The following is a 24967-nucleotide window of genomic DNA, read 5'->3' on the forward strand; positions in this document are numbered from 1 at the left end:
GGGAAAGCTGCTTCCCGGCGCCGGCGGCGAAGAGGTAGGGTTCTGGTTGGCGGTCCACTTCGCAAGGTTAGCAAACAAACTTGAGCCTGAGGGCAATTCTTGCCCAAAAGCCACTATTAATCGCCTTTTGCCACACCTTCGCGTCGCGGATCCGCACCACCGAACCACCATGGCTCGCCATGGATCTGCAAACGCATGATGCCGTGCAGGCCGGAGTTCTGTTCAGTCTGGCGCACCGCATGGCCGCGCGCCGTCAGGGCGTCGATCGTCGCTTGCGGGAAACGCCCCGCTTCCAGTTCGGTCGGGCCGTTGCGGCTGCCGAAGTTCGGCAGGTTGATAGCTTGCTGCACGTTCAAGCCCCAGTCGAGGGTGCCGACCAGTACTTTCGCCACGTAATTGATGATCGCCGGACCGCCGGGCGAACCGACCGCCAGCACCAGTTTCCGGGTCTGCTTGTCGAACACGACGGTCGGCGACATGGCGCTGCGCGGACGCTTGCCCGGCTCGACCCGGTTCGCGATCGGGCCGCTGGCGTCGCGCGAATCGAAGGAGAAATCGGTCAGCTGGTTGTTCAGGATGAAGCCGTCGACCATCTGGCGCGAACCGAAGGCGTCCTCGACCGTCGTCGTCATGGACAGCCCAGCGCCCTGGCTGTCGACCACCACCAGGTGCGAGGTCGAGTGTTCCTCGATGGCGTTGTCCTTGCCCCAGGCCACGTTCAGGCCGGGCGGATTCCCGTGCGGCGCTTCCCCCATCGAGCGCTCGCCGATCAGGCTGGCGCGCTGCGCGAGATAGGTCTTGTCGATCAGGGCCGGCAAGCCGCGCCCCGGCAGCGGGACGAAATCGGTGTCGGCGGCATAGCGGTCGCGGTCGGCATAGGCGAGGCGCCCGACTTCGGAGAATACGTGCACGGCGTCCGCTCCCGGCACGCCGTCTTTTGGCGCGAGTTTTGCCATGTCGCGCGTTTCGAACATGCCGAGCATCTGCGCCACGGCAATGCCGCCCGAGGATGGCGGCGGCATGCCGCATACCGTATAGAAACGGTAATCGCTGCAGACCGGCTCGCGCACGCGGGGACGGTAGTCGGCGATGTCTTTTGCGGTGAGCAGTCCCGGATTGGTCGGATGCGCGTGGACCTTGGCCGCGATGTCGCGTGCGATATGGCCCTTGTAGAAGACGTCGGCGCCGCCCTGCGCGATCTCGTGCAGGGTTTTCGCCAGCGCCGGGTTTCTCAGGATATGACCGACGGGCCAGGGCTGGCCGGACGGGTCATAGAAATAGGCGGCCGCGGCCGGGTCCTTGCGGATGTGGGCGTCCCAGGTCAGCAGGCCGTTCAGGCGAGGGCTGACGGCAAAGCCCCGTTCGGACAGGCGGATCGCGGGTGCGAACAGGGTTTTCCAGGGAAGCTTGCCGTGCTGCTTGTGGGCCAGTTCCAGCATGCGCAGCACGCCCGGCGCGCCGGTAGAGCGGCCGCCGACGATGCCCGCCGTGCGCGACAGCGGCGTGCCGTCGGGATGCTGGAACAGGTGTTCGTCGGCCGCCATCGGCGCCGTCTCGCGGCCGTCGAAGGCTTGCACTTTCTTGCCGTCGTAATACATCAGGAAGGCGCCGCCGCCGATGCCCGAACTTTGCGGCTCGACCAGGGTCAGCACCATTTGCGTGGCGATCGCGGCATCGATGGCGGTGCCGCCCTTTTTGAGCATTTCGTAGCCGGCTTCGACGGCGAGCGGGTTGGCCGCAGCGACCATGTAATTGCGTGCGGCCCAGCCGGCCTTTTCGGCATAGCCGGTCGCGATTTCGGGAGCGCGCTGGGTGGTCTCTTGCGCGACTTGTTGCTCGAGCTTTTGCTCGACCTTCTGGGCCAGTGCGGTGCTGAAGGGCGCGGAGAGCGCGGCGAGTGCCGCCGCGACGGCAAGCATCTTGAATTTGATCATCGGAATCCCTGAAAGCAAAACGGGCGTGCGAGGGGTCGCACGCCCGATACCGTTGGCATCCTACATCAAATTGTCAGACAGTTCATTCCACGGCTTATTTCGGCTGCATGCGAATGGCGCCGTCGAGACGGATCGTCTCGCCATTGAGCATGACGTTTTCGATGATCGCTTTTGCCAGGTGCGCGTATTCCTTCGGCATGCCGAGGCGCGGCGGGAACGGAACCATCTTGCCCAGCGACTCGCGCACTTCCTGCGGCATGCCCATCAGCATCGGGGTTTCGAAAATGCCCGGGGCGATGGTCATCACGCGGATGCCGCTGCGCGCCAGGTCGCGCGCCATCGGCAGCGTCATGCCGGCCACGGCCGCTTTCGAGGAGCCGTAGGCGGCCTGGCCGATCTGGCCGTCGAAAGCCGCGACCGAGGCGGTATTGATGATGATGCCGCGCTCGCCGTATTCCGCACCTTCGGTATTGCCCATCGCTTCGGCCGCCAGGCGCGACATGTTGAAGGTGCCGACCAGGTTGATGTTCACCGCGCGCTGGAACACGTCCAGCGGATGCGGACCGTCCTTGCCGACGGTCTTCACGGCCGGCGCCACGCCGGCGCAGTTGACGAGGCCGCGCAGCGTGCCCAGCGCCACGGCCGCAGCCACGACCGCCTGGCCGTCCGCTTCCGAGGTGACGTCGCATTTGACGAACTGGCCGCCGAGCTCAAGCGCCAGCGCCGCGCCCGCTTCCGCCTGCACGTCGGCGATGACGACCTTCCCGCCCGCTTCCGTGATCATGCGCGCAGTTGCTGCTCCCAGGCCCGACGCGCCGCCGGTGATGATGAACACATTGTTCTGAATTTGCATGGCTGTCCCTTTTTCCTTTTGGCGTTCTTTTTTTGACGTTTACGTTAACGTCAACCAGCAGGATTGTAGCGAACTTTTGGGGCGAAAACCATGTTGGTCGCAAAAGGCCGGGATCGCCCCGGGTCTCGGGCGGCGCGGCCTAAAAACACTGCATCGTGTTGCCACTGCGGGTACACAAGCGACCCTGGCCATTGACGGCGGCGTTGCCGACACCGGTGTTGTAGGTCGCGCCGCTGGTGTCGGTACAGGTGCCGCCGATGCAGCTGTTGATCTGGGCCGGGCCGGGCACGATCGACACCGGCTGGACCGGGGGCGGCGGCGCCAGCCAGGCGGGGTCCGATGACGCCGGTGGCACGAGGTCCACGCGCTGCGGGTTGGAACGGCGCGCGCTGCGGTGCCTGCCCTTCTTCTGCTCCTTGCGGATGTCGGTTTTCGCGGAATCCTTCTGCTGCGGGGCCGGACGGGCGGATGGATCGGCCTCGAGCGCGCGGTTCGCCGGTGCTGCGCCGGATTTTTCTTCCTGGGCCTGCGGGGTTTGCCCGGGCTGGGCGCCCGGCTCGGATTTGAGTGGCTGCGGATGCAGGACCGGGCCGTAGGTCGGGCCGGCCGGGACCGGTGTCACTTGTGCGGCCGGGGCTGCGCCTGCCCTGGGCTGCCCGGGCGGCTGCGCCCCCTGCACCGCCCCCTGCCCTGCCACCGTGCTCGCCGCCAGCACGGCCAGCAGGACCAGCGCGATCCGGACGATGCGTAGCGGCTTCGAATGTTTCGCGTGCTTCATGTTCGCCTCCATGCGGCCAATGGAGCAATTATCTGCCGCCATGGACCGGCATGGCGCGCGTGTGTCGACGCCATGCGCCACGGGACGCGGCCATGTCATGTCCGCGTCAGTTTCGCGCGGTACGCTGGGCAGCGATCCGCCCGGCGGGGCGTGGCGACAATCGAAAAAACGGAGACCCTGATGCAGACCGTACAAGACCTTTATGCAGCCAAACGCGGCAGTGCGACGGACGCGCTGGCGCACCTGCGCGACGACGACATGATCATCGTGCCGACCGGCGTCGGCGAACCGCCCACGCTGTTGACGGCACTGTCGGAACAACGCACGCGCTGGCACGGCGTGCGCGTCGCGCAAATCCTGGCGATGCGCAAATACGGCTATTTTGACCAGGACACGGCGCAGCACGTGCGCCACGCCGCCCTGTTCTTCGGGGGCGCCTCGCGCGCCAGCGGCCAGGGCGGCTGGTGCGATTTCATCCCGAACTATTTTTCCGAAATCCCGACCTTGATCGAGCGCGAGTACATGCCGGCCGACGTCGTCTTCGCGATGGCCTCCAGCATGAACGCCCAGGGATATTTCGCGCTGAGCCTGGGCACCGACTACACGATGGCGGCCGTAGCAAAGGCACGCGTCGTGGTGCTGGAGGTCAATCCGAACGTGCCTTTCGCGCACGGCCACTGCCACGTCCACATTTCGCAGGTAACGAGCCTGGTGGAAAGCAGCGATCCGATCCTCGAAGTCGGGTTGCCCGGCATCGGCCCGGTGCAGGAAGCGATCGGCAAATACGTGGCCGACATGATCGACGACGGATCGACTTTGCAGATCGGCTACGGCGGCATTCCGGACGCGGTCGTGATGCAGCTGACCCACAAACGCGACCTCGGCGTGCACACCGAGATGATCGGCGACGGCATTTTGAAACTGGTCGAATGCGGCGCGGTGACCAACCGCAAGAAGACCCTGCTGCCCGGCAAGATGGTCGCCACCTTCGCCCTCGGCTCGCGCCGCCTCTACGATTTCATGCACCACAACCCGATGCTGGAAATGCATCCATCGAACTTCACCAACGATCCGTACATCGCCGGGCAAAACGACAATCTGGTGTCGATCAACGCCAGCCTGCAGGTCGACCTGCTCGGCCAGTGCGGCAGCGAAAGCATCGCCCACCTGCCCTATTCGGGCACCGGCGGCCAGGTCGACTTCGTGCGCGCCGCCAACCGTTCGCGCGGCGGCAAGTCCTTCATCGTGCTGCCCTCGACGGCGAAAGACGGCACGATTTCGCGCATCGTGCCGACGCTCACGCCCGGCACCCATGCGACCACCAGCAAGAACGACGTCAACTATGTCGTCACCGAATACGGCGTGGCCCAGCTGCGCGGCAAGTCCGCCAAGGAGCGGGCGCAGGCGCTGATCGCGATCGCGCATCCGGATTTTCGGGGCTGGCTGCGCGAGGAGGCAAACCGGATGTGCGTGTTCTGAGCGCGGGCGCGCGCCTCACCCAACCTGCACACCGCGCCGCCGCCCGTTCTACTCGGGCGGCCGGCCGTCGTGCATGGTCGCGCGCAGCTGTTCGCGGAAGGCCGGCGTGTCCTGGTGTCCATGAACGCTGACGGCGTGCTGGACGGCGACTTCCATCAACTCCTTCTCGCTGTCGGCGGCGATGGTGACCGAACAGTTCTTTTCGCTCGGAAACTCGCGGCAATCGATGAATTTGCGTGCCATGATGACCTCCTCAGCAGGTGTCCCAATCTCTCAGTGTATCGGTTGGCGGCGCCAGTTCAAGCAAGCCCGACTATTGGAGGAAAGATGAGCGAAAGCATCAGGATCGAAGAACATGACCACCTGCGGGGTGCACGCGACGCCCGGGTGATGCTGGTCGAATACGGCGACTTCCAGTGCCCCTACTGCGCCCGCGCCCACGCGGCGCTGACCGGGCTGATGGCGCAGCATGAGGGACGCGTGGCGCTGGTCTACCGCCACCTGCCCCTCGCCGACCTGCACCCCTTCGCCATGCCTGCGGCGGAAGCGGCCGAGGCCGCCGGCGCGCAGGGCAAGTTCTGGGAGATGCACGACGCCCTGTTCGACAACCAGGACATGCTGGATGAGGACGCCCTGCCCGCCGTCGCCGCCAGCCTCGGCCTGGACACGCAGCGTTTCGCGCACGAACTCGACGAGGGCAAGCACAGCGCCCGCGTCGCGGCCGACGCCGGGCAGGCCGGCGCGCTCGGCGCGCGCGGCACGCCGACCTTTTTTATCAACGGCGAGCGTTATCACGGCGATTCGGACCAGGCTTCGCTGGCGGCGGCGATCGGGAAAGCGCTGGGCGAGGCGTGAGACGGTCGCGTCGGGCAAGCGGGTCTGGTCAAAACGCGATGAGCGGCAGTTATTTTTTACCGCTAACCGCGGCGTAACGTAGGGTGGGCACTTGTGCCCACGCGTTACGACGGTTGAATATGGATTGCGCGAAAGGCGAACGAGAATTCGCCGATTCGTGCGTTGCCGGTACAGCCGCCACAGATCACACGGTGTACCGCGCGGGCGCAAGTGCCCACGCTACGGTACGCGACGTCATCGACTGCGGACGCTGCTTTCAATGCTGCTCGCGCGGTTCCTGCGCCACGGTCGTTGCCTGCACCGCACTCGCCGGCTGGACGCCGCCCTGCCCGGCCGGCTTGGCAGACCACTTCAACTGCGCGACATTCGGCTCCGACACGGCCACCCAGCCCGCAGCCGGCAGCAGCGGCACCATCAGCAGTGCGACGATGTTGATGATCTTGATGAGCGGGTTGACCGCCGGCCCGGCCGTGTCCTTGTAGGGGTCGCCGACGGTGTCGCCCGTGACGGCCGCCTTGTGCGAATCCGAACCTTTGCCGCCGAAATGGCCGTCCTCGATGTATTTCTTGGCATTATCCCAGGCGCCGCCGCCGGTCGTCATCGAAATGGCGACGAACAGGCCGGTGATGATGGTGCCCATCAGCAGCCCGCCCAGCGCCGCAGGCCCCAGCAGCATGCCGACCGCGATCGGCACCACCACCGGCAGCAGCGACGGAATCACCATCTCGCGGATCGCCGAGGCGGTCAGCATGTCGACCGCCTTGTGGTACTCGGGTTTGCCTGTGCCGGCCATGATGCCGGGGATATCGCGGAACTGGCGCCGCACTTCCACCACGACCGCGCCCGCCGCGCGCCCCACCGCTTCCATCGCCATCGCTCCGAACAGGTAGGGAATCAGGCCGCCGATGAAGAGGCCGACGATCACCATCGGGTTCGACAATTCGAAAGCCATCGACATCCCGGCCGTGTCCAGCGCATGGCTGTAATCGGCGAACAGCACCAGCGCGGCCAGGCCCGCGGAGCCGATCGCATAGCCCTTGGTGACGGCCTTGGTCGTGTTGCCGACGGCGTCCAGCGGGTCGGTGATGGCGCGTACCGATTCCGGCATGCCGCTCATCTCGGCGATGCCGCCGGCGTTGTCGGTGATCGGGCCGTAGGCGTCGAGGGCGACGATGATGCCGGCCATCGAGAGCATCGAGGTGGCCGCGATCGCAATCCCGTACAGCTGGCCCAACTGGTAGGAGACGAGGATGGCGATGCACACCACCAGCACCGGATAGGCGGTCGACTTCATCGACACGCCCAGGCCGGCGATGATGTTGGTGCCGTGGCCGGTGGTCGAGGCTTCGGCGATGTGGCGCACCGGCTTGAAGTCGGTGCCGGTGTAGTACTCGGTGATGTAGACCATCAGGCCGGTCAGCACGATGCCGACGACGGCGCAGCCCAGCATACTGCCACGCATCGCTGAATCTTCCCACACCAGCCAGGTGACGACGATGAAGCCGATCAGCGACAGCCCCGCGGCCCACCACAGGCCGGTGTAGAGCGCCGACATGATCTTGCGTCCGGGCCGGTAGCGCACCATCGAGCAGCCGACGATCGAGCCGATGATGGACACCGCGCCCAGCAGCAGCGGATAGATGATCGCCGCGCCGTTCTCGCCGCCCACCAGCAATGCCCCGAGCAGCATGGTCGCGATCAGCGTGACGACATAGGTTTCGAACAGGTCGGCCGCCATGCCGGCGCAGTCGCCGACGTTGTCGCCGACGTTGTCGGCAATCACGGCCGGGTTGCGCGGATCGTCTTCCGGAATGCCGGCCTCGACCTTGCCGACGAGGTCGGCGCCGACGTCGGCGCCCTTGGTGAAGATGCCGCCGCCGAGGCGCGCGAAGATGGAAATGAGCGAGGCGCCGAAGGCCAGCCCGATCAGCGGCTCGATGACGGCGTGGCGCGTCTGGCCGCTACCGCCAGTGCTCGTGAGATACCAGTAGAACAGGGTCACGCCCAGCAGGCCCAGTCCGACCACCAGCATGCCGGTGATCGCGCCGCCCTTGAAGGCCACGTTCAGCGCCTGGTTCATGCCCGTTACGGCGGCCTGGGCGGTGCGTACGTTGGCGCGTACCGAGACGTTCATGCCGATGAAGCCGCAGGCGCCCGAGAGTACGGCGCCGGCGAAGAAGCCGAGCGCGGTACGTGGCCCGAGCAATGCGTAGATGGCGACCAGCAAGACCAGCCCGACGATGCCGATGGTGCGGTACTGGCGCCCGAGATAGGCCGAGGCGCCCTCCTGGATGGCCTGCGCGATTTCCTGCATGCGCGCATTGCCGGGGTCTTGCTTGAGAATCCAGGCGCGGGCCCAGAGCCCGTAGAGTACCGCGATGACGCCGCATGCCACGGCAAACGCGAGATAGTTTGCAGCCATATCGTCCCCTTAGTTTTCGATCAAGTCACAACAACACAACGAAAGATGCTCACCTCTTCGGCGAAGCAGTCTGACTCACTGCGTACTGCAAATCTTTGATGCAAACTTATAGTGCGACGGATGGCTACGGTGTCATCCCGGTCCAAAAAAAAAGCGGACATCGCTGTCCGCCTGGTGTCTTACTCGGACAGCGCCGCGAAGGCTGCGTCCCGTACCTGTTCGACTGGTCCCACGCCCGTGATCTTGCGATACTTCGGCGCGCCAGGCAGGCCCGACTGGGCCCATTTGTTGTAATAGCCGAGCAGCACTTCGGTCTGGTTATGGTAGACCGCGAGGCGCTTCTTGACGGTTTCTTCCTTGTCGTCGTCGCGCTGGACCAGCGCTTCGCCGGTGACGTCGTCGATGTCGGCCGCTTTTGGCGGGTTGAATTTGGTGTGATACACGCGGCCCGATGCCGGGTGGGAGCGGCGCCCGCTCATGCGCTCGACGATCAGTTCGTCAGGCACGTCGATTTCCAGCACGTAATCGACATTGATGCCGTTGTCCTTCATGGCGTCGGCCTGGGCGATGGTGCGCGGGAAGCCGTCGAACAGGTAGCCGTTGGCGCAATCGGCCTCTTGCAGGCGGTCCTTGACCAGCCCGATCATGATGTCGTCCGACACCAGTCCGCCTGCGTCCATTACTTTTTTCGCCGCCAGGCCCAGCTCGGTGCCGGCCTTGATCGCCGCGCGCAGCATGTCGCCGGTGGAGATTTGCGGGATATTGTATTTTTCCTTGATGAAGTTAGCCTGGGTGCCTTTGCCGGCGCCAGGCGCTCCTAACAGAATGAGACGCATGAAAATTCCTAAAGCAAATGTTGAAAATCGTTATTGTGTTGGCAATACATGTCAATTGATGCATATCTGACTACCTTGGTACGAAACTTACCACAAAACCAAGCCTCAGCGCCAATCCTGGCGCCGGCAACAACAGAATATTGATGTTACGCAGATAGGATAAAAATCAATTGCCAAGTAGCTCAAGACGCGTAGCTCAAGACGCGTAGTGCAATTGCACCCGTGCCAGATCCTCCGGCGTATCGACACCGGCCTCGGGCGCGCTGTCGGTGACGTGGACCGCGATCGGGTAGCCGTGCCACAGCACGCGCAATTGTTCGAGCGCCTCGATGTGCTCGAGCGGGGCCGGTTCCAGCCCCGGATAGGCTTGCAGGAAGGCGTTGCTGTAGGCATACAGGCCGATGTGGCGCAGTGGCGCGTAGCCGCCTGGTAGCGCTTCGCGGCTGGCGGCAAAGGCATCGCGGTGCCAGGGAATCGTGGCGCGCGAGAAATACAGCGCCCTGCCCGCCTTGTCGAGCACGACTTTGACGACGTTCGGATTGAAGACGTCAGCGACGGTATGCAGCGGATGGGCGCAAGTGGCCATCGGCACCTCCGCACTGATGCGGCTGGCGCAGGCGGCCAGCAGCGCGGGGTCGATCAGCGGCTCGTCGCCCTGCAGGTTGACCACGACCTCATCCATGCCGAGCCCGATCTCGCGCGCCACTTCGGCGATGCGGTCGGTGCCCGACGGATGGTCGCTGCGCGTCATGCGCGCATCGACCCCGTGCGCCGCGCAGGCGGCCAGGATGTCGGGGTGGTCGGTGGCGACGATGATGCGCGCGGCGCCCGATTCGCGGGCGCGCTCGGCGACGCGCACGACCATCGGTTTGCCCCCTAAATCGGCGAGCGGCTTGTTCGGCAGGCGGGTCGAAGCGAGCCGTGCCGGGATGATGACGGTGAAACCCATGCCGACGCTCAGAGCGGCTCGATCTTGCGCGCCTGGTCGGCCCACATGATCGGGATGCCGTCGCGCACCGGATAGGCCAGGCGATCAGGACGGCAGGTCAGTTCCTGGGCCTTCTTATCGTATTCGAGCGGTCCCTTGCACAACGGGCAGACCAGGATATCAAGCAGGCGAGCGTCCACGACATTTCTCCACAATATGTTCGGCCAGGGCCGCATCGATGCGCGCCGTGACCGGGACCACCCACAAGCGTGGATCGTCCTTCAGGTTTTCAAGTTGCCCACATTTTACTGCATCCTTCTCGGTGATCAGGATGACATCGGCATCGACGCCGGCAAACGGGTCCGCGCGAAAATCATAGTGGTCGGGCAAGGGCAGCTCGGCAAACGCGAGGCCGGCGCCGCGCAGCAGGGTAAAGAAGCGGCCCGGATTGCCGATGCCGGCGGCGGCCAGCACGCGCTGTCCGGCAAACGCGGCCAGGGGCCGCTTTTGGCGAGGGTCCGCCAGTTGCTCGGCGACCTCGCCGACCAGCTGCATCTGGAACGGCGTAGCGCCCACGCTGGACGCCAGCTGCGGCGTAATGACAGGCGCGTTGACGACCGTGACATCGCGTTTGCGCGACGGCGCTTCGCGCAGCGGGCCGGCCGGCAGCAGCCAGCCATTGCCGACGCCGCGGCCGTCGAACAGCAGCACTTCGACGTCGCGTGCGAGCGCGTAATGCTGCAGGCCATCGTCGGTAAGCACGACATCGACCTCCGGATGCGCGGCCAGCAGCGCCCTGCCCGCCTCGACGCGCTTCCTGCCGACGAACACGGGAACGCCGGCGCGGCGCGCGATCAGCAGCGGCTCGTCGCCCACCTCGAGCGTGCTGGATTCGCAGGTGACCGCGCGCGGCGCATCGCCCTCGGCCCCGTGCCCGCGCGAAATCACGCCCGGACGAAAGCCCGCATCACGCAGGGCCTGCGCCAGCCAGATCGTCAGCGGCGTCTTGCCGGTGCCGCCAATAAAAATATTGCCGACCACGACGACCGGCACCGGCAGGCGCCCGGCTTTCAGGATGCCCGCGCGGTACAGGCCGGCACGCAGGCTGGCCAGCGCGCGAAACAGCTGCGAGACCGGCCACAGCGCGCAGGCGAGCAGGCCGCGGCGCAGCCAGGCGCGCATGATGGTGGATTCGAGGCTCGATTCGAGGGAATTGTTTTTGGACATGAGATACGGGAAACCAGCACCGGCGGGCAATGCGCCCGTCCGGTGCCGGCTCCGCTTTACTTCTTGCCGCCGGTCTGGGCGGCGAAGGTCAGCTTGTCATAGCCGGCCAGGCGCGCCGCTTCCAGTACGTTGATCACCATCTGGTGCATCGCGAACTGGTCGGCATTGACGATGATGACGGGATCCTTCACCGGCTGGCCGTTCGGGCCCTGCCTTGCGGCCACCCTTAAATCGTCGGCGAGGCCGGCGACGCCGTGAAAGGACACCGGCGTGTTGTTCACCGTGTAATTGCCCTTGGCATCGACCGTGACATTGATCTCGAAGGGCTTCTCGGCGACCTTGTCGGCATCGGCGGTCGGCAGCGTGATCTGGAGCTCGGTAAATTTACTGTAGGTGGTCGACACCATCAGGAAGATGAGCACGACCAGCAGAACGTCGATGAAGGGGATCAGGTTGATCTCCGGATCCTCGCGCTTGCGGCCGCGGCGGAAATCCATCATTTGCGTGCCCCATGGACGACGTCGACAAATTTGACGGCCTGCAGTTCCATGTCGATGATGAAGCTGTCGACCAGGGCGCGGAAGTGGCGGTAGGCGACCAGGGCCGGCATCGCGATGGCGAGGCCGAAGCCGGTGTTATACAGCGCCACCGAAATACCGTGGGCAAGCTGGGCCGGGTTGGCACCGCTGGCGTTTTGCGAACCGAAAATCTCGATCATGCCAACCACCGTGCCGAACAGGCCCATCAGCGGGGCCAGCGAGGCGATCGTGCCGAGGGTCGTGAGGAAGCGTTCCAGCACGTGGGCCACGCCGCGGCCGGCCTCTTCGATCGATTCCTTCATCACGTCGCGCGGGGCATCGACATTGCGCAGCGCGGCGGCCAGCACGGTGCCCAGCGGCGAATTCTGCTCGAGCGTGTTGATGATCTCGGGGGTCGCCTTCTTGTTGCGGTGAACCTGGATGACTTCAGCGAGCAATTGCTTCGGCAAGATTTTTTCACGGCGCAGGTAAATCAGGCGTTCGATGATCAAGGCCAGGGCGACGATGGAGGCAATCAGCAATGGCCAGATGGGCCAGCCTGCGGCTTGAAGAATGGCGAACAAGGGAACTCCTGAAGATGAAAGAAAGGATGAAGATAAGGATGAGACTCGAATCCCGGCAATGTAGCAAGTTGGCAGCAATGCGGCAAGTGAAGTTCTGCACAAGTTCTGTGGATAAAATTGTGTGCAAGGGCTTGTTCTGGATCAAAGCGCCTTGATTCTTAAAGGAATTTTTCCTATGCGCAATTATGTAGCACCTAGGGAAACTGTGGGTTTTTGCTGCCCGAATTCATCGAACGCGCCGCGGCCGCCGGGCGCGACTTGTAAACATTTTCTGTGGATAAAATTGTGTGCAATGGACATATGTACGAGTTAAGTCATTGATTTTAATCAACATTAAGGCAGCGCTGAAAATTGCGGCAAGAAAACACGGCGCTGGCTGCGCAGCGTATTGCGCCGGTTTCCCACATTTTTTGTGGACAAAATTGTGTGCAATAGCATCGGAGCATACTCAAGTACTTGATTTCAAAAGGAAAGATTTTACTGTCGCGAAATTGAGCACCGGACATTATCCACATTGTCGCTGCGCGCGTTGCGTTGCATAGCAGACTTCCGCTGCCCGGGCTTTGTGCGCTGTCCTCGCTGTGCACACATTCTGTGGAAAAGAATGTGCGCAAGCGCGCTTGTGTTGGCTTAAGTGCTTGATTCGATACGGATTAAGATGCGTGCTTGTTTTTATGGCAGGCGCGGCGATGTTATTGCCGCCCTCCTGTACCGGCGTGCACGTCCCGCCGTTCTGCACAGTTTCTGTGGACAAAATTGTGAGGAAGAGCGTTGATGTGGCGCAAGTACATTGATTTAAAAGGGAAAATTTACGTTGCACAAAATCCTTGCAGTGGGTAAGTCCAGCCCCGTAGTCAGTGGCAGGCAGGGTTGCCGGGGTATTCAGGGCGCTCGATTGCTCCGCGCGCAGGCCGCCGTCACCCGCTATGCACACAAACTGTGGAAAACAATGTGCGCAAACGCAGCGTCTAATGACTAAGCCTTTGATTCGACACAGGAAACGGATGCCTGCCCGCTTTTACAGCAGTGCACAAGTCTTCTGGATGAGTTCCCCACACTTTTTGTGGATAACATTGTGCCCAAGTGCATCTACCGCCTCCTAAGCCTTTGATTTTAAACAAATCAACCTGCACTGCCAGCAAATAAGGCGCACCGCACTGGCTGCGATTCGGGACAAAAAGCCCTTGTCGGGCGGCGCGGCTTATGCCATAAGCTTTCCGCTCCACCGTCCGCAACGATGCCATGCTGAACAACCCGAATTTTGATTCCGACTCCGACGCGCCCTTCGCCGCTCCGCCCGTCCTCACCGTCACCGCCCTGAATGCACAGGTGGCGCGCCTGCTCGAGCGCTCGTTTCCCTTGACATGGATTGGCGGCGAAATCTCGAATTTCACGCGCGCCAGTTCCGGCCACTGGTATTTCACCTTGAAAGACGATGCGGCCCAGGTGCGCGCGGTGATGTTCCGCGGCCGCGCCCAGTACGCCGGCTTCGTGCCGCGCGAAGGCGACAAGGTCGAGGTGCGCGCGCTGGTCACCCTGTATGGCGCGCGCGGCGACTACCAGATCAATGTCGAAGCGATCCGGCGCGCCGGCGTCGGCCAGCTGTACGAGGCCTTCCTGCGCCTGAAGGAAAAGCTGACAAGCCAGGGCCTGTTCGACCAGGACCGCAAGCGCGCCCTGCCCCTCTTTACGCGCAGCATCGGCATCGTCACCAGTCCCCAGGCCGCGGCCCTGCGCGACATCCTCACCGCCTTGAAACGCCGCGCGCCGCACGTGAACATCGTGCTGTATCCGGCGCCGGTGCAGGGCCAGGGCGCGGCGGAACGAATCGCCGGCGCCATCATGACCGCGTCGCGGCGCGCCGAGGTCGACGTGCTGCTGGTCTGCCGCGGCGGCGGCTCGATCGAAGACTTGTGGAGTTTCAACGAGGAAGTCGTGGCGCGCGCGATCGCCGCCTGCAGCATGCCGGTCATTGCCGGCGTCGGCCACGAGACCGACGTCACCATCGCCGACTTCGCCGCCGACATGCGCGCCGCCACCCCGACGGCGGCGGCCGAACTGGCGGCCACGCCACGCGACGACTGGATGGGCTCGCTGGCGGCGGACGCCACCGACCTGCGCCGCGCGATGCGGCGCCAGTTGTCGGAAGCGAACCAGGGGCTCGATAACTTCAGCCGCCGCCTGCTCAGCCCGACGGCCCAGATCGCGCACCAGCGCCTCAAACTGCGCGCCATGGCCTCCAGCCTGACCCACGTGGTGCGCGCGCCCCTGAACCGCGGCGGCGTGCTGCTGGCGCAACTCCAGCAGCGCTGGGCCCGCCACCGGCCCGACCTGCGCTCGCTGCGCGCCCAGATCATCTCCGAAGGCCGCCACCTGAACGCAAGCCTGTGCGGCGCGGTCAAACAGCGGCGCGACGCGCTCGAGGCCTTGTCGGCGCAACTGGAACTGCTGAACCCGCAACGCACGCTCGAGCGCGGCTATGCGATCGTCAGCAATGCCGAGGGTCAGGCGCTGCGTGCGCCCGGACAGATCAAGGCGCGTCAAGTGCTGACGGTGCGCCTGGCCGAGGGTAGCGCGGAAATGAAGGTATCGAGCGTGCAGGCACGCCTGGAATGAGGCTGCCGGGAGGGGCAAGCTTGTCCTTTCGGCAGCAAACATGCAGGGTCTGCCCATCCAGTTTAAAATATGCACCGTTTCCGAAGAATTAATTCGTTGCCAACCAATAAAGGAATAAGACATGGAACACACCCTGCCACCGCTGCCGTACGCGAAAGACGCACTCCAGCCGCACATCTCCGCCGAGACCCTGGAATACCACTATGGCAAGCACCATGCCACCTATGTGACGAACCTGAACAACCTGATCAAGGGTACCGAGTTCGAAAACATGTCGCTGGAAGAAATCGTCAAGAAGTCCTCGGGCGGCGTCTTCAACAATTCGGCCCAGGTCTGGAACCACACCTTCTTCTGGAACTGCATGACGCCAAACGGCGGCGGCGCGCCAACCGGCCCGGTCGCTGACGCGATCAACGCCAAGTGGGGTTCGTTCGACAAGTTCAAGGAAGAGTTCTCGAAGTCGGCCATCGGCAACTTCGGTTCGGGCTGGACCTGGCTGGTGCAAAAGGCCGACGGCGGCGTCGACATCGTCAACACCTCGAACGCGCACACCCCGCTGGCCTCGAACGACAAGGCCCTGCTGACCTGCGACGTCTGGGAACACGCCTACTACATCGACTACCGCAACGCCCGCGCCAAGTTCGTGGAAGCGTTCTGGAACCTGGTCAACTGGGAATTCGTCGGCAAGAACATGGCGTAATTCGACGCGTCTGTTTCGCCCTCATCAAGTTTGCACAACTTGATCGAGGCCGAAACGCTTCGTGACTCACGGCCCGCCTCGCGCGGGCCGTGTCTTTTGAAGCGCAGATATTTCTGCGATTGCTGGCTGAATCGTGCGGATCGGCCAGTCGTCTGGACCGTCCGAGTGCGAGCCGATCTGTACTCACACATCTCTTGTTTCCACCTGGAATCGTCGCAGCCTTATTCCCGGAGATGCTCATGCACTACTGGGGTCCGTTGCCGAGGCGCTTTGTTCGCCCCTGAGTTCGGCGCTTCTGGAAGAATGACGAGAACCGGGCACAGCGTCGAAAGAATAACGATGATCGGTGTGAAAGACCGCAAAAAATCTGCATGGAAGAGTTGCGGCCGCAATAACCAGCTTGTTCCGAGCACAACTGCCCATAGCACAACAAAAGATAACAACCAATAACGCACCAGCACAGTGAAGGTTCGTCGTTTTTCAAAAATGGCGTCGACGCTGTTTTCATTTCTTGTCGACATATCGCTATTCCCATGTGTGCGTTTTTTTCGGAAGCAGCTGGAGATTTTCGCATGCGGCCGGCCCCGCCCCTTGGGCTGGTTCAAAAGAACCAGGGTACCCACTGCAGGGCAACTCGGGCTGCGTTTGTCGCAGTTACGCCAGGCAAGCGCGTTTGCTTCCATTTGTCCCGAAAATGTATTCAACTGTCGGCAGAGTGTCGCCGGCCTGTGCTGCGATCCGATTGCTTCTATACAATATCGGACTGAGGAGAACAGCATGTACCGAGTGTTATTGGTGGAAGACGATGCGCGCCTGGCCGAACTGGTCACGGAATACCTGTCCGGCTACGAGTTCGCGGTCGACCTGGTCACGCGCGGAGACGAGGCAGTGGCGCGCTTCCAGGCCTTTGCGCCGGATGTGGTCGTGCTCGACCTGATGCTGCCCGGCCTGGACGGCATGGTCGTCTGCCGCCAGATCCGGGAATTGTCCGAGGTGCCGATCCTGATCCTGACGGCGCGCGAGGATTCCTACGACGAAGTGTCGGGCCTGGAGCAAGGGGCCGACGACTTCGTCAACAAGCCGGTGCAGCCGCGCGTGCTGCTGGCGCGCCTGCGCGCCCTGCTGCGCCGCACCCAGCCCAAGGCCGCCCCCGAAACCGGTGAACTCGCTTTCGGCGCGCTGCGCATCGTCGAAGCCGACCGCACCGTGTTCTGGCGCGGCGAACTCTGCGTGCTGAGCAATACCGAATACAAACTGTTGCTGGTGCTGGCCGAGGCGGCCGGACGGGTGCTGTCGCGCGACGAACTGCTCAAGAAGATGCGCGGCATCGAGTTCGACGGGCTCGACCGCAGCATCGACAATTGCATCTCCAAGCTGCGGCGCAAGTTCGACGATACCAAATCGGAGAAAATCAAAACGGTCTGGGGCGAAGGGTATCTGTTCTCGCCATCGGCCTGGGTGTAGCCCCTGCAACACAAGCAACCATGTCATCCATGCCCATGCCCATGCTCCGGACGCTCATCGCATCACTGATTGCTTTCGGCCTCGACCGGCTGTCCAAAGTCATCATCGTTCATCGGCTCGACCTGGCATCGGTCCACACGATCGAGGTATGGCCGCCCTATCTCAACTTTGTGATGGCCTGGAACAAAGGCGTCAATTTCGGTTTTTTGCACAGTATCGATGGCCGCTGGTTGCTGGTCGCATTCAGCGTCGCCGTCTCGCTGGCGCTGGCACTATGGACACGCAACAAGCCAGGCTGGGTCTTGCCGCTGGCCTCCGGTGCCGTCATCGGTGGAGCGCTCGGCAATGCCTATGACCGGGTGGTCTATGGTGCGGTTGCCGATTACCTCAACGTCAGCTGCTGCACCATTACCAACCCATATTCATTCAATGTTGCCGACGTGTTTGTATTCGGTGGCGCAGCCTTGCTCGTCTTCAGCAAGGAGATGGAAGGAAGTCGCCGGAAATAGACGCGCCCGGCATGTCGACAACGGCTCCTAGTCGAACAGCGGCACGATCGCCAGCGGCGGATAGGCGGTGACAAGCTGGCCCCGCTCGTTGCCGGCGAAGCGGTACTGCACCGTCGGGAAATTGTCGTCGGCGTCCCCGGGAAACGCGACGCCGGCGACGACGGCCAGCGCAGCGTCGGAACCGTCTGGCCGGTGCAGGCGCACGCCGACCTCCCCCGCCCGCTTGGCGAACACGAAGCGCACGCCGCCGCACACGCGCGTGCGCAGCGAGCCGTCGCCGTAGCGGGCAAAACCGAGCGCCTGCTCGCAGCCGGCGCGCAATTCGCCATCCTCGTAGACGCCATCGGCCTGCAGCGCGATCGACACGCGCGGACGTACCATGAAGCTGCCGATCTTGCGGCTCAGCAGCAAGGCGACGTTTTCGTCGTAGGCGCCCTTGAGCAGGGGGAACGGGGTGCGGCCCAGCGGGTCGAGCGGCAGGTTGACCTGGTTCGTCTTGCCGGCCAGCGTCAGTTGCAAGCCCTCGACCTGGGCGCCGCGGTCCTGCGGCGCGACCTGCAACTGGCTTTGCAGGAAATTCTTCGGCCCGCCGTATTTTTCGAACACGACCATGGCGCGGTAGGCGTCGCGGTAGCTGACCCAGTCGCCGGCGTAGACCGGCGCGCTGGCGGACAGCGCGGCCAGCGTCAGGGTGGCGATGAGATGAGGGGCCGGTGGCATCGTCAGAAGCGGTAGGCGATGGCGGTGGAAACCGTCAGGTTGGTCGGCCGCTCGACTAGCGGGCTCAGGCGGGCGCTGCCCAGCAGGCGGGTAAGCTGCACGCTCGAGTTCAGCATCCAGGATGGCGACCAGGCCCAGTTCCAGCGCGCACCGACGTGCGCATCCTTCAGGCCGCCGCCGGCCGCGAACACGGCATTTCCGCTGGTGTACGAATCCTCTTCGCCGACGCCGAAAAAGGCCATGTTGTAGCGGCGGTCGGCCAGCGTCACCCCGGCATCGAGTGCGACCCGGTGATGGGTGCCCAGCTCCAGCGCCAGGCGCTGCACGCCGAGTTCGAGTTTCGTGCCCTTGCGGTCGTTGCCGGCGCCGTACAGCAGGCTACTGGTGAAGCGCCACCCGGGCGTCAGGTAATAGTTGAGGAAGCCCCCGCCCTGCACGCGGCTGTGGATCACCGGCATGCCGGCCAGGCGGTTGTCGCTGAAGGCGGCCGGCGGGAAGGCGACGATGCTGAAACGCACTTCGCTGACGCCGCCTGCTTCACCGCCCTCGCCTTCGGCATCGCGGCGCGGCTGCAGTTCCAGCAAGGGGCCGAATTCAAGCTGGGGCGAGTGCGCCAGGTGGATGCCGGCGCGCATGCCCGACACGAACAAACCATTGCTCAACTGAAGCTGCAGCACCGGCAGCGCCGACCGTTCGCTTTGCCCGGCGCCGTCGTAGCGCGGCTTCGAGACCATGCCCAGCCCGACATACATGTCGCGGCTGCCGTCGGGCATCGGATTGGTCGCCGGCGTCTGCGCAGAGGCTGCGCAGCATGCGGTGGCCAGCGCCAGGGCGAAAAGCTTGGTCATGGTTGGGATAGCGAAAGCTCAGGTGCCAGTATTTTACGTTGAGGCAAGCCCTCCTCCCAAGTGTCGTGTTTGCCTGTCTACAAATCGTTGGTATCGACTGCACCAGGGCCGGGCGGCTGCAGTCCATGTGGCCGCGCGCCTGGAAAGGCGGCGACCCGAATAAAAAAGCCCATCGACACTCGCATGCCGAGTGGGCAAACGGAAAACCTGATTACCGGACATCTTAACTTGCGAAAACTTTCCAAACTCGCAGCAGATGTCGATGAATTGTCGCGAATTTGTAAGCTGGCAAGGTAATGTTTGCTCCGATACAATGCCGCTAGGAGAAAAAAATGGTGTTGAAACGAGAAGGCGGCCGGCACGTTGCAGGAGGACCCGGGTGAACCGGATCTTCTTCCGTTTCTTCATGCTGGTGATGCTGTCGATCACGGCGGCCACTTTCGTCATCTATTTCGCCATGAGCCGCCTGTTCGGCGACCCGCTGGAAGACATCGCGCGGCGCCAGGCCGCCGCCCAGATTTTCCTGATCGAACAATATGTTGACGCGGCCCCCGCCGACCAGTGGCTGGCGCGCCTGAACCGGGTGCGCGAGGTGTCCGACACCCGCTTCGACCTGATCCCGCTGCCGAAAGCCCGCGCCTTCCTCCCCGCCGCCAGCCTCGGCGCGCTCGACCGCGGCGAGGTCGTGCTCGATGTCGACGGCAAGTCCTTCTATCGCCGCGTCGACCTCAAGGGCGAGCGCTACATCGGCAGCGAAGACGAAGTCATCCACGCGCAGGACTTGCCGATCGATGTCAGCCTGGCGCTGCAGATGGAGGCGGTGCGCTATGTGATCGTGGCGCTGGCGCTGCTGGTGCCGATCGCGCTGTGGTCGCGCTCGCACTGGCAGTCGCTGCAGTCGCTGTCGCGCGTGGCCGACGAATTTGGTGCCGGCAAGCTGTCGGCGCGCGCCCGCATGCAGCCCTCCTCCAGCATCTACCCGCTGGCCGAACGAATCGACCACATGGCCGACCGCATCGAAGAGCTGCTGGTGTCGCAAAAGACGCTGCTGCATTCGGTCTCGCACGAATTGCGCACGCCGATTGCGCGCCTAGAATTCGCGCTCGAGCTGCTGGATGCGAAGGCGAACGATCCCGTGTTGAAGAAGCGGATCGCGGCGATGGAGGGCGACGTGCTGGAACTGAACAGCCTGGTGGGCGAACTGCTCGGCATGGCGCGCCTGGACAGCGGCCAGGCGCCGCAGCGCGCGACGGTGGATGTCGCCGCGCTGTTGCGCTCGAGCGAGGCGGCGCTGCCGCCGGGGCAGGTTTCCATCGGCATCGAGTGCGGGCTCGAGGTGGGGAGCATCGAGGCCGATGCGCGGCTGCTGGGGCGGGCGCTGTCGAATTTGCTCAGGAATGCGCAGAAGTATGCCTTGTCACGCATCCGGATGAGCGCGTGGCGCGAGGGTGGGCGCGTGCTCATTGCGGTCGAGGATGACGGGCCGGGGATTCCGGTGGAAGAGCGGGAACGGATTTTCGAGCCGTTTTACCGGCTCGACCGCAGCCGGGACCGGGCGACCGGGGGCTTCGGGCTGGGCCTGTCGATTGCGCGCAAGGCGGTGCTGGTGCACGGGGGGAGCTTGCAGGTGGAGGGCTCGGAGCTCGGGGGCGCGCGGTTTGTGGTGGTGTTGGAGGGGTGAGCGGCGCTGCGCGGTGCGTTTCGATGTGCGGGCGTGGTACCGCGTGGACTCAAGAGTCCACCCTACGTTCGTCTCTGCGCGAGCGGTCGGAATCGGGGCACCTTACTGCCACACCAGTTTGCATCCAGAGAACCGTAGGGTGGACTCAAGAGTCCACGCGGTACAAGGTCGGCACCTCGAAACCTACTTGCTCTCCGGCTTCACATGCGTGAACCCGTACCACAGGTGTTCCCACCAATGGTCGCGCGAGCGGACGGTGTAGAGGCAGGCCTTGTCGACGCCGGTCTTGAAGACCGGGTCCTGGCATTTATTCGTCATCAGGGCGTAGCGCTGGTTCTCGGCATTGACGAGTGCAATGCAGAGCCAGATGACGAGGCCGAACAGGATGACGGCCAGCGACCAGGCCACGTGGTTCACGTGGCTGATCTCGAACAAGTCCTCTTCCCGGGGGCGGGCGCCCTCGTACATTTCCAGGACTTTGCGTTCTCCGTCGCTCATTTCGTGGCGGCTGCTTTCGCGACCAGCGCATCGAGGACCTGGAAATGCGCCTGCAGCATCTGGTTGCGGTCGGTGATCTTCAGCTTCTCGGCCACCAGGCCCGGCGCGGTCTGGTACTTGCCGTCGACGATCAGGGTCGGGGTGCCGCTCACCTGGTAATTGGTCGTTGTCTGCGGCAGGCGGCGCAGCTTGGTCATGACGCCGAAGGAATTCCAGGTTTCCATGAACTTGGCCTTGTCGATACCGTTCTTCGCCACCCAGTCGATGATCTGCTCATCCTTCATCAGGCGGATGCGCTGCACGTGCACCGCGTTCTCGATCTTCGCATGCATCTCGGCTTCCTTGCCCATCGCCTCGAGCGTCAGGAACAGGTGGGCTTCCGGATCGGCCGGGCCCTGGAACGGCAGCGGAATGCGGCGGAAATTGACCTTGTCGGCGTTCTTTTTGGTCCATTCGAGCAGGGGCGCTTCCAGCGCGTAGCAGGCTGGGCAGTGGTAAGCGAAGAATTCCACGACTTCGACCTTCTTGCCGACAGCCTGGACCGGCTGCGGCGAGGACAAGGTCACGTATTCGACCCCGTTCTGCGGATTGGTGGGCGAAGCGAAAGCGGTGCTGGCGACCAGGCTGGCAGCGACAAGGGCGAAACGCAGGGAACGGCGCATATGAATAGATCCTTCTTGTTTGGAATTGAAGAAAACGACGCGAGATTACCACTTTTTCGGCCGCCCCAAGGAGGCCCGCGCCGTTTTTTGCATTTGCTTACCGCTGTAACCGGCCTGCAACCGGGCTTCTTAACGCCGCGTGCGCGCCTCTTCGAGACGGGCGCAGAGGGTGGCTGCGCCATCGACCACGCGCGGTCCGGGGCGGGTAATCATTTCTTCGTCCAGCGTGAACAGGTTGTTGCGGCGTACGGCCGTCATGCCCCGATACGGTTGCCAGATCGACAGCCCGCGGTCCTGGGGCGTGTAGCGTTTGCCGCCGACGATGGCTTCCGGATCGGCCTGCACCACCGCCTCGATGCCGACCTGGGGCGCGATTGTTTTCAGCCCGGCAAAGATATTCCGGCCGCCGCAGAGGCGGATCGCGTCGCTGGCGATCTGCTCGCCGTTCAGGGTGAACAGGGGATTGTCCCAGGCCTGGTAGAACACCGTGACCGGCGGCCGGCCGGCGTAGCGCGTGCGCAGGCTGTGCACTTTCGCGCGGAATTGCGCGGCCGCGGCGGCGGCGGTCTTGTCGGTGCCGAGCAGGCGGCCGAAGCGCAGCAGGCTCGTCTCCACCGTCCCGAAGTTGCGCGGTTCGCTGTGAAAGACCGGGATGCCCAGGCTGGCAAGCTGGGCGATCTGGCGCGCCGTGTTCCCGCTTTGCCAGACGATGAGCAGGTCGGGCTTCATGGCGATCACGCGCTCGAGGTCGACCTGGCTGTTCGAGCCGATCAGGGGAATCTTGCGCGCATCAAGCGGGTAGTCACTGTAGTTCATGGCGCCGACGATGTGCGCGCCGCCGCCGGCCGCGAACAGCAGCTCGGTCACGTGCGGCGCCATCGAGATCACGCGCTGCGCGGGACGCGCCAGGACGACTTGCCGGCCGCTGTCGTCGACCACGCTGACGGCGGCCTGCGCGAGCGGAGCGCACAGCGCCAGCAGGAACAAGAGAAAGGCGTTCATTGGGCTCTCCGGACGGGAAGGACGGTCCCTGCGCGGGCGGGCGCTTCGGGCGCCTCGGGCAGGAAGATCGTGCGTCCGCCATGTTCGATGACGGAAATCGGATGGCCGAGGCAGGCACCGAGCAGCTCGGCGCGCATGACCTCTGCTACCGGCCCGGCGCGCCATTCGCCGTCGCCGTGCAGCAGCAGCGCGTGGGTAGCGCCGCTCCAGGCCTGGTTCAAATCGTGGCCGACGCTCACCACTGCCCTGCCCTCGTCGCGGCACAGGCGCGCCAGCAAATCGGTCATTGCCACCTGGTGCGCCAGGTCGAGCGCATTGGCCGGCTCGTCAAGCAGCAGCAGCGGCGTGTCCTGGGCCAGCAGCGCGGCAATCGCCACGCGCTGGCGCTCGCCGCCGGACAAGGTGCGCACGTCGCGCTGGGCCAGGTGCAGCACGTCGAGCGTGCGCAGCGCAGCTTCCGCGGCGGCGTGGTCGTCGCTGCCTTCCCAGTAGCGGTCGGCATGATAGGGATGGCGCGCCATCAGCACCGTTTCGATGACGCGGTAGGCAAAGGCGTCGCCGCGCGACTGCGCCAGCCAGGCACGCTCGCGCGCCAGCGCCGGCAGCGGCCACTGGGCAAGCGGCGTGCCGGCCAGGCTGACGCTGCCGGCATCCGGCGCGCGCAGGCCCGCGAGCGTGCGCAGCAGCGTGCTCTTGCCGGCGCCGTTGGGGCCGATCACGCACCAGCATTCGCCGGCCGCGACGCGCCAGTCCAGGTGCTCGACCAGCAGGCGTGCACCGGCACGCAGGGTGAGTTCATGCGTTTCGATCATCGCGGGCGCAGGTGAAGTTGGTGCAACTGGACGAGGAACACGGGCACGCCGATCAGCGAGGTCAGCACGCCCACCGGCAGCTGCTGGGGCGCGAGCACGGTGCGCGCCAGCGTGTCGGCCAGCACCAGGAAGGCGCCGCCGGCAAGGGCCGCGCCGGGCAACAGGATGCGGTGGTCCGGACCGAAGGCATGGCGGCAGGCGTGCGGCACCACCAGGCCGACAAAGCCGATGCTGCCGCCCGTGGTGACCGCGCAGGCCGTCAGCAGGCCCGAACAGACGAAGAGGAAACGGCGCAGCGCGGCCACGTTGACGCCGAGGGTGACGGCGGCATCGGCATGCAGCGCCATCACGTTCAGGGCGCGCGCCTGGCGCCGCGCCAGGAACAAGGCGCCCGCCAGCACGAGCCAAGGCAGCAGCCGCCAGGAAGTGCCGGCCAGGTCGCCGATCATCCAGAACACCATGCCGCGCAAGCGCGATTCCGGCGCCACCGACAGCATCAGGGTCACCAGCGCCATGCAGGCCGAGGCCAGCACCACGCCGGTGAGCAGCAGCACGCTCGATTCGCCGCCAGGCGCGCCGCCGCGCCCGCCGGCCAGGTCGCGGCGCGCCAGCAGGTACAGCAGCAGCGAAATCGCCACCGCTCCCAGCAGCGCGCCACCGTCGACCAGCCACAGGGCCGCACCGAACAGCAAGGCTGCCAGCGCCCCGACCGCGGCGCCCGCCGACACGCCCAGCACATACGGGTCGGCCAGCGGGTTGCGCACCAAGGCCTGCATCATGACGCCGGCCAGCGCCAGCGAGGCGCCGGTGACGAAAGCGCTGCTGGCGCGTCCCAAACGCAGGTCGAGCAGGGTCGCCGCCATGCCGTCCGGACTGCCGGCCAGCAGGCTCGCAAAGGCCCGCGGCAGGTCGGCCAGCGGGACCGCCACCGAACCGGCCAGCCCCGCCCCGGCCAGCGCGAGCAGCGCGCACGCGCCCAGCAGCGCGAGCGTGGCGCGGCGGCGTGCGGGCGAGGTGGCGGCGATGGTGTTCATGCGGCCG

At 64.6% G+C, this 24967-nt stretch carries 26 protein-coding genes; 7 read left to right on the top strand and 19 right to left on the bottom strand.

Going from position 1 to position 24967, the window contains the following annotated elements:
* Positions 1–116: 116 nt before the first annotated feature.
* The 3 genes from ggt to AC1MEM_RS21355 all read right to left on the bottom strand — a co-directional run bounded on the left by ggt (position 117) and on the right by AC1MEM_RS21355 (position 3565).
* Positions 117–1934: a gamma-glutamyltransferase gene (gene ggt / locus AC1MEM_RS21345; protein WP_499473957.1), complete on the bottom strand. Its 1818-nt coding sequence runs from the start codon at positions 1932–1934 to the stop codon at positions 117–119.
* Positions 1935–2028: 94 nt separating this feature from the next.
* Entirely contained in the window at positions 2029–2787 is a 759-nt protein-coding gene (locus AC1MEM_RS21350) for a 3-hydroxyacyl-CoA dehydrogenase (RefSeq protein WP_499473959.1), read from the bottom strand.
* Between the two features lie 139 nt (positions 2788–2926).
* Positions 2927–3565, bottom strand: a complete 639-nt coding sequence (locus AC1MEM_RS21355; protein ID WP_499473961.1) for a hypothetical protein — start codon at positions 3563–3565, stop codon at positions 2927–2929.
* Between the two features lie 180 nt (positions 3566–3745).
* On the opposite strand from AC1MEM_RS21355, the gene AC1MEM_RS21360 reads away from it, so the two are divergent.
* Positions 3746–5044, top strand: a complete 1299-nt coding sequence (locus AC1MEM_RS21360) for an acetyl-CoA hydrolase/transferase family protein (protein ID WP_499473962.1) — start codon at positions 3746–3748, stop codon at positions 5042–5044.
* A 48-nt stretch (positions 5045–5092) separates the two neighbouring features.
* Here the strand turns inward: AC1MEM_RS21360 and AC1MEM_RS21365 are convergent, their stop codons facing one another.
* The gene (locus tag AC1MEM_RS21365; RefSeq protein WP_499473964.1) at positions 5093–5287 is read right to left on the bottom strand and encodes a DUF1059 domain-containing protein; all 195 of its coding nucleotides are present in this window, start codon (positions 5285–5287) and stop codon (positions 5093–5095) included.
* Between the two features lie 84 nt (positions 5288–5371).
* Here AC1MEM_RS21365 and AC1MEM_RS21370 point away from each other — a divergent pair, with 84 nt between their 5' ends.
* On the top strand, positions 5372–5899 hold the full coding sequence (locus tag AC1MEM_RS21370) for a DsbA family protein (protein WP_499473966.1): 528 nt from the start codon (positions 5372–5374) through the stop codon (positions 5897–5899).
* 256 nt (positions 5900–6155) lie between these two features.
* On the opposite strand, the gene AC1MEM_RS21375 is transcribed toward AC1MEM_RS21370, so the two are convergent.
* The 7 genes from AC1MEM_RS21375 to AC1MEM_RS21405 form a co-directional block, all read right to left on the bottom strand.
* Positions 6156–8321, bottom strand: a complete 2166-nt coding sequence (locus tag AC1MEM_RS21375) for a sodium-translocating pyrophosphatase (RefSeq protein WP_499473968.1) — start codon at positions 8319–8321, stop codon at positions 6156–6158.
* A gap of 179 nt (positions 8322–8500) precedes the next feature.
* On the bottom strand, positions 8501–9157 hold the full coding sequence (adk, locus tag AC1MEM_RS21380) for an adenylate kinase (RefSeq protein WP_499473970.1): 657 nt from the start codon (positions 9155–9157) through the stop codon (positions 8501–8503).
* A gap of 196 nt (positions 9158–9353) precedes the next feature.
* Complete coding sequence (kdsB, locus tag AC1MEM_RS21385; protein ID WP_499473972.1) at positions 9354–10106, bottom strand: 3-deoxy-manno-octulosonate cytidylyltransferase; 753 nt, start codon at positions 10104–10106, stop codon at positions 9354–9356.
* A gap of 8 nt (positions 10107–10114) precedes the next feature.
* Positions 10115–10285: a Trm112 family protein gene (locus AC1MEM_RS21390; protein ID WP_499473974.1), complete on the bottom strand. Its 171-nt coding sequence runs from the start codon at positions 10283–10285 to the stop codon at positions 10115–10117.
* The gene (gene lpxK / locus AC1MEM_RS21395; protein ID WP_499473976.1) at positions 10266–11312 is read right to left on the bottom strand and encodes a tetraacyldisaccharide 4'-kinase; all 1047 of its coding nucleotides are present in this window, start codon (positions 11310–11312) and stop codon (positions 10266–10268) included. The genes AC1MEM_RS21390 and lpxK overlap by 20 nt, the downstream gene beginning before the upstream one ends.
* Before the next feature lie 56 nt (positions 11313–11368).
* On the bottom strand, positions 11369–11809 hold the full coding sequence (locus tag AC1MEM_RS21400) for an ExbD/TolR family protein (protein WP_499477726.1): 441 nt from the start codon (positions 11807–11809) through the stop codon (positions 11369–11371).
* Positions 11809–12414 (bottom strand): MotA/TolQ/ExbB proton channel family protein, encoded by a 606-nt coding sequence (locus tag AC1MEM_RS21405; protein ID WP_499473978.1) that lies wholly within the window; start codon positions 12412–12414, stop codon positions 11809–11811. Before AC1MEM_RS21405 ends, AC1MEM_RS21400 begins: the two co-directional genes overlap by 1 nt.
* Positions 12415–13656: 1242 nt before the next feature.
* Here AC1MEM_RS21405 and xseA point away from each other — a divergent pair.
* Both xseA and AC1MEM_RS21415 read left to right on the top strand, forming a co-directional pair.
* A complete protein-coding gene (xseA, locus tag AC1MEM_RS21410; protein ID WP_499473980.1) occupies positions 13657–15030 on the top strand; it encodes an exodeoxyribonuclease VII large subunit in 1374 nt (457 codons plus the stop codon).
* Between the two features lie 121 nt (positions 15031–15151).
* Positions 15152–15730: a superoxide dismutase gene (locus AC1MEM_RS21415; protein WP_499473982.1), complete on the top strand. Its 579-nt coding sequence runs from the start codon at positions 15152–15154 to the stop codon at positions 15728–15730.
* A gap of 221 nt (positions 15731–15951) precedes the next feature.
* Here the strand turns inward: AC1MEM_RS21415 and AC1MEM_RS21420 are convergent, their stop codons facing one another.
* Positions 15952–16251 carry a hypothetical protein gene (locus tag AC1MEM_RS21420; RefSeq protein WP_499473984.1) on the bottom strand — a complete coding sequence of 100 codons (300 nt, stop codon included), beginning with the start codon at positions 16249–16251 and terminating at the stop codon, positions 15952–15954.
* A gap of 256 nt (positions 16252–16507) precedes the next feature.
* Between AC1MEM_RS21420 and AC1MEM_RS21425 the strand changes: the two genes are divergently transcribed.
* Positions 16508–17194, top strand: a complete 687-nt coding sequence (locus AC1MEM_RS21425; RefSeq protein ID WP_499473986.1) for a response regulator — start codon at positions 16508–16510, stop codon at positions 17192–17194.
* Between the two features lie 20 nt (positions 17195–17214).
* Complete coding sequence (gene lspA / locus AC1MEM_RS21430; RefSeq protein ID WP_499473988.1) at positions 17215–17703, top strand: signal peptidase II; 489 nt, start codon at positions 17215–17217, stop codon at positions 17701–17703.
* Between the two features lie 27 nt (positions 17704–17730).
* Here the strand turns inward: lspA and AC1MEM_RS21435 are convergent, their stop codons facing one another.
* Both AC1MEM_RS21435 and AC1MEM_RS21440 read right to left on the bottom strand, forming a co-directional pair.
* A complete protein-coding gene (locus AC1MEM_RS21435) occupies positions 17731–18423 on the bottom strand; it encodes a hypothetical protein (RefSeq protein ID WP_499473990.1) in 693 nt (230 codons plus the stop codon).
* Between the two features lie 2 nt (positions 18424–18425).
* Positions 18426–19271: a MipA/OmpV family protein gene (locus AC1MEM_RS21440; protein ID WP_499473992.1), complete on the bottom strand. Its 846-nt coding sequence runs from the start codon at positions 19269–19271 to the stop codon at positions 18426–18428.
* A gap of 379 nt (positions 19272–19650) precedes the next feature.
* Here AC1MEM_RS21440 and AC1MEM_RS21445 point away from each other — a divergent pair, with 379 nt between their 5' ends.
* The gene (locus AC1MEM_RS21445) at positions 19651–20952 is read left to right on the top strand and encodes an ATP-binding protein (protein WP_499473993.1); all 1302 of its coding nucleotides are present in this window, start codon (positions 19651–19653) and stop codon (positions 20950–20952) included.
* A 183-nt stretch (positions 20953–21135) separates the two neighbouring features.
* Here the strand turns inward: AC1MEM_RS21445 and AC1MEM_RS21450 are convergent, their stop codons facing one another.
* The 5 genes from AC1MEM_RS21450 to AC1MEM_RS21470 form a co-directional block, all read right to left on the bottom strand.
* Complete coding sequence (locus tag AC1MEM_RS21450; RefSeq protein ID WP_499473995.1) at positions 21136–21450, bottom strand: hypothetical protein; 315 nt, start codon at positions 21448–21450, stop codon at positions 21136–21138.
* A complete protein-coding gene (locus AC1MEM_RS21455) occupies positions 21447–22112 on the bottom strand; it encodes a thiol:disulfide interchange protein DsbA/DsbL (protein WP_499473997.1) in 666 nt (221 codons plus the stop codon). The genes AC1MEM_RS21450 and AC1MEM_RS21455 overlap by 4 nt, the downstream gene beginning before the upstream one ends.
* Positions 22113–22241: 129 nt before the next feature.
* Positions 22242–23114: a cobalamin-binding protein gene (locus AC1MEM_RS21460; RefSeq protein ID WP_499473999.1), complete on the bottom strand. Its 873-nt coding sequence runs from the start codon at positions 23112–23114 to the stop codon at positions 22242–22244.
* The gene (locus AC1MEM_RS21465; protein WP_499474001.1) at positions 23111–23926 is read right to left on the bottom strand and encodes an ABC transporter ATP-binding protein; all 816 of its coding nucleotides are present in this window, start codon (positions 23924–23926) and stop codon (positions 23111–23113) included. Before AC1MEM_RS21465 ends, AC1MEM_RS21460 begins: the two co-directional genes overlap by 4 nt.
* Positions 23923–24960, bottom strand: a complete 1038-nt coding sequence (locus tag AC1MEM_RS21470; RefSeq protein ID WP_499474003.1) for a FecCD family ABC transporter permease — start codon at positions 24958–24960, stop codon at positions 23923–23925. Before AC1MEM_RS21470 ends, AC1MEM_RS21465 begins: the two co-directional genes overlap by 4 nt.
* Between the last annotated feature and the right edge of the window lie 7 nt (positions 24961–24967).

The sequence above is a fragment of the Telluria sp. AIW5 genome, assembly GCF_056680575.1.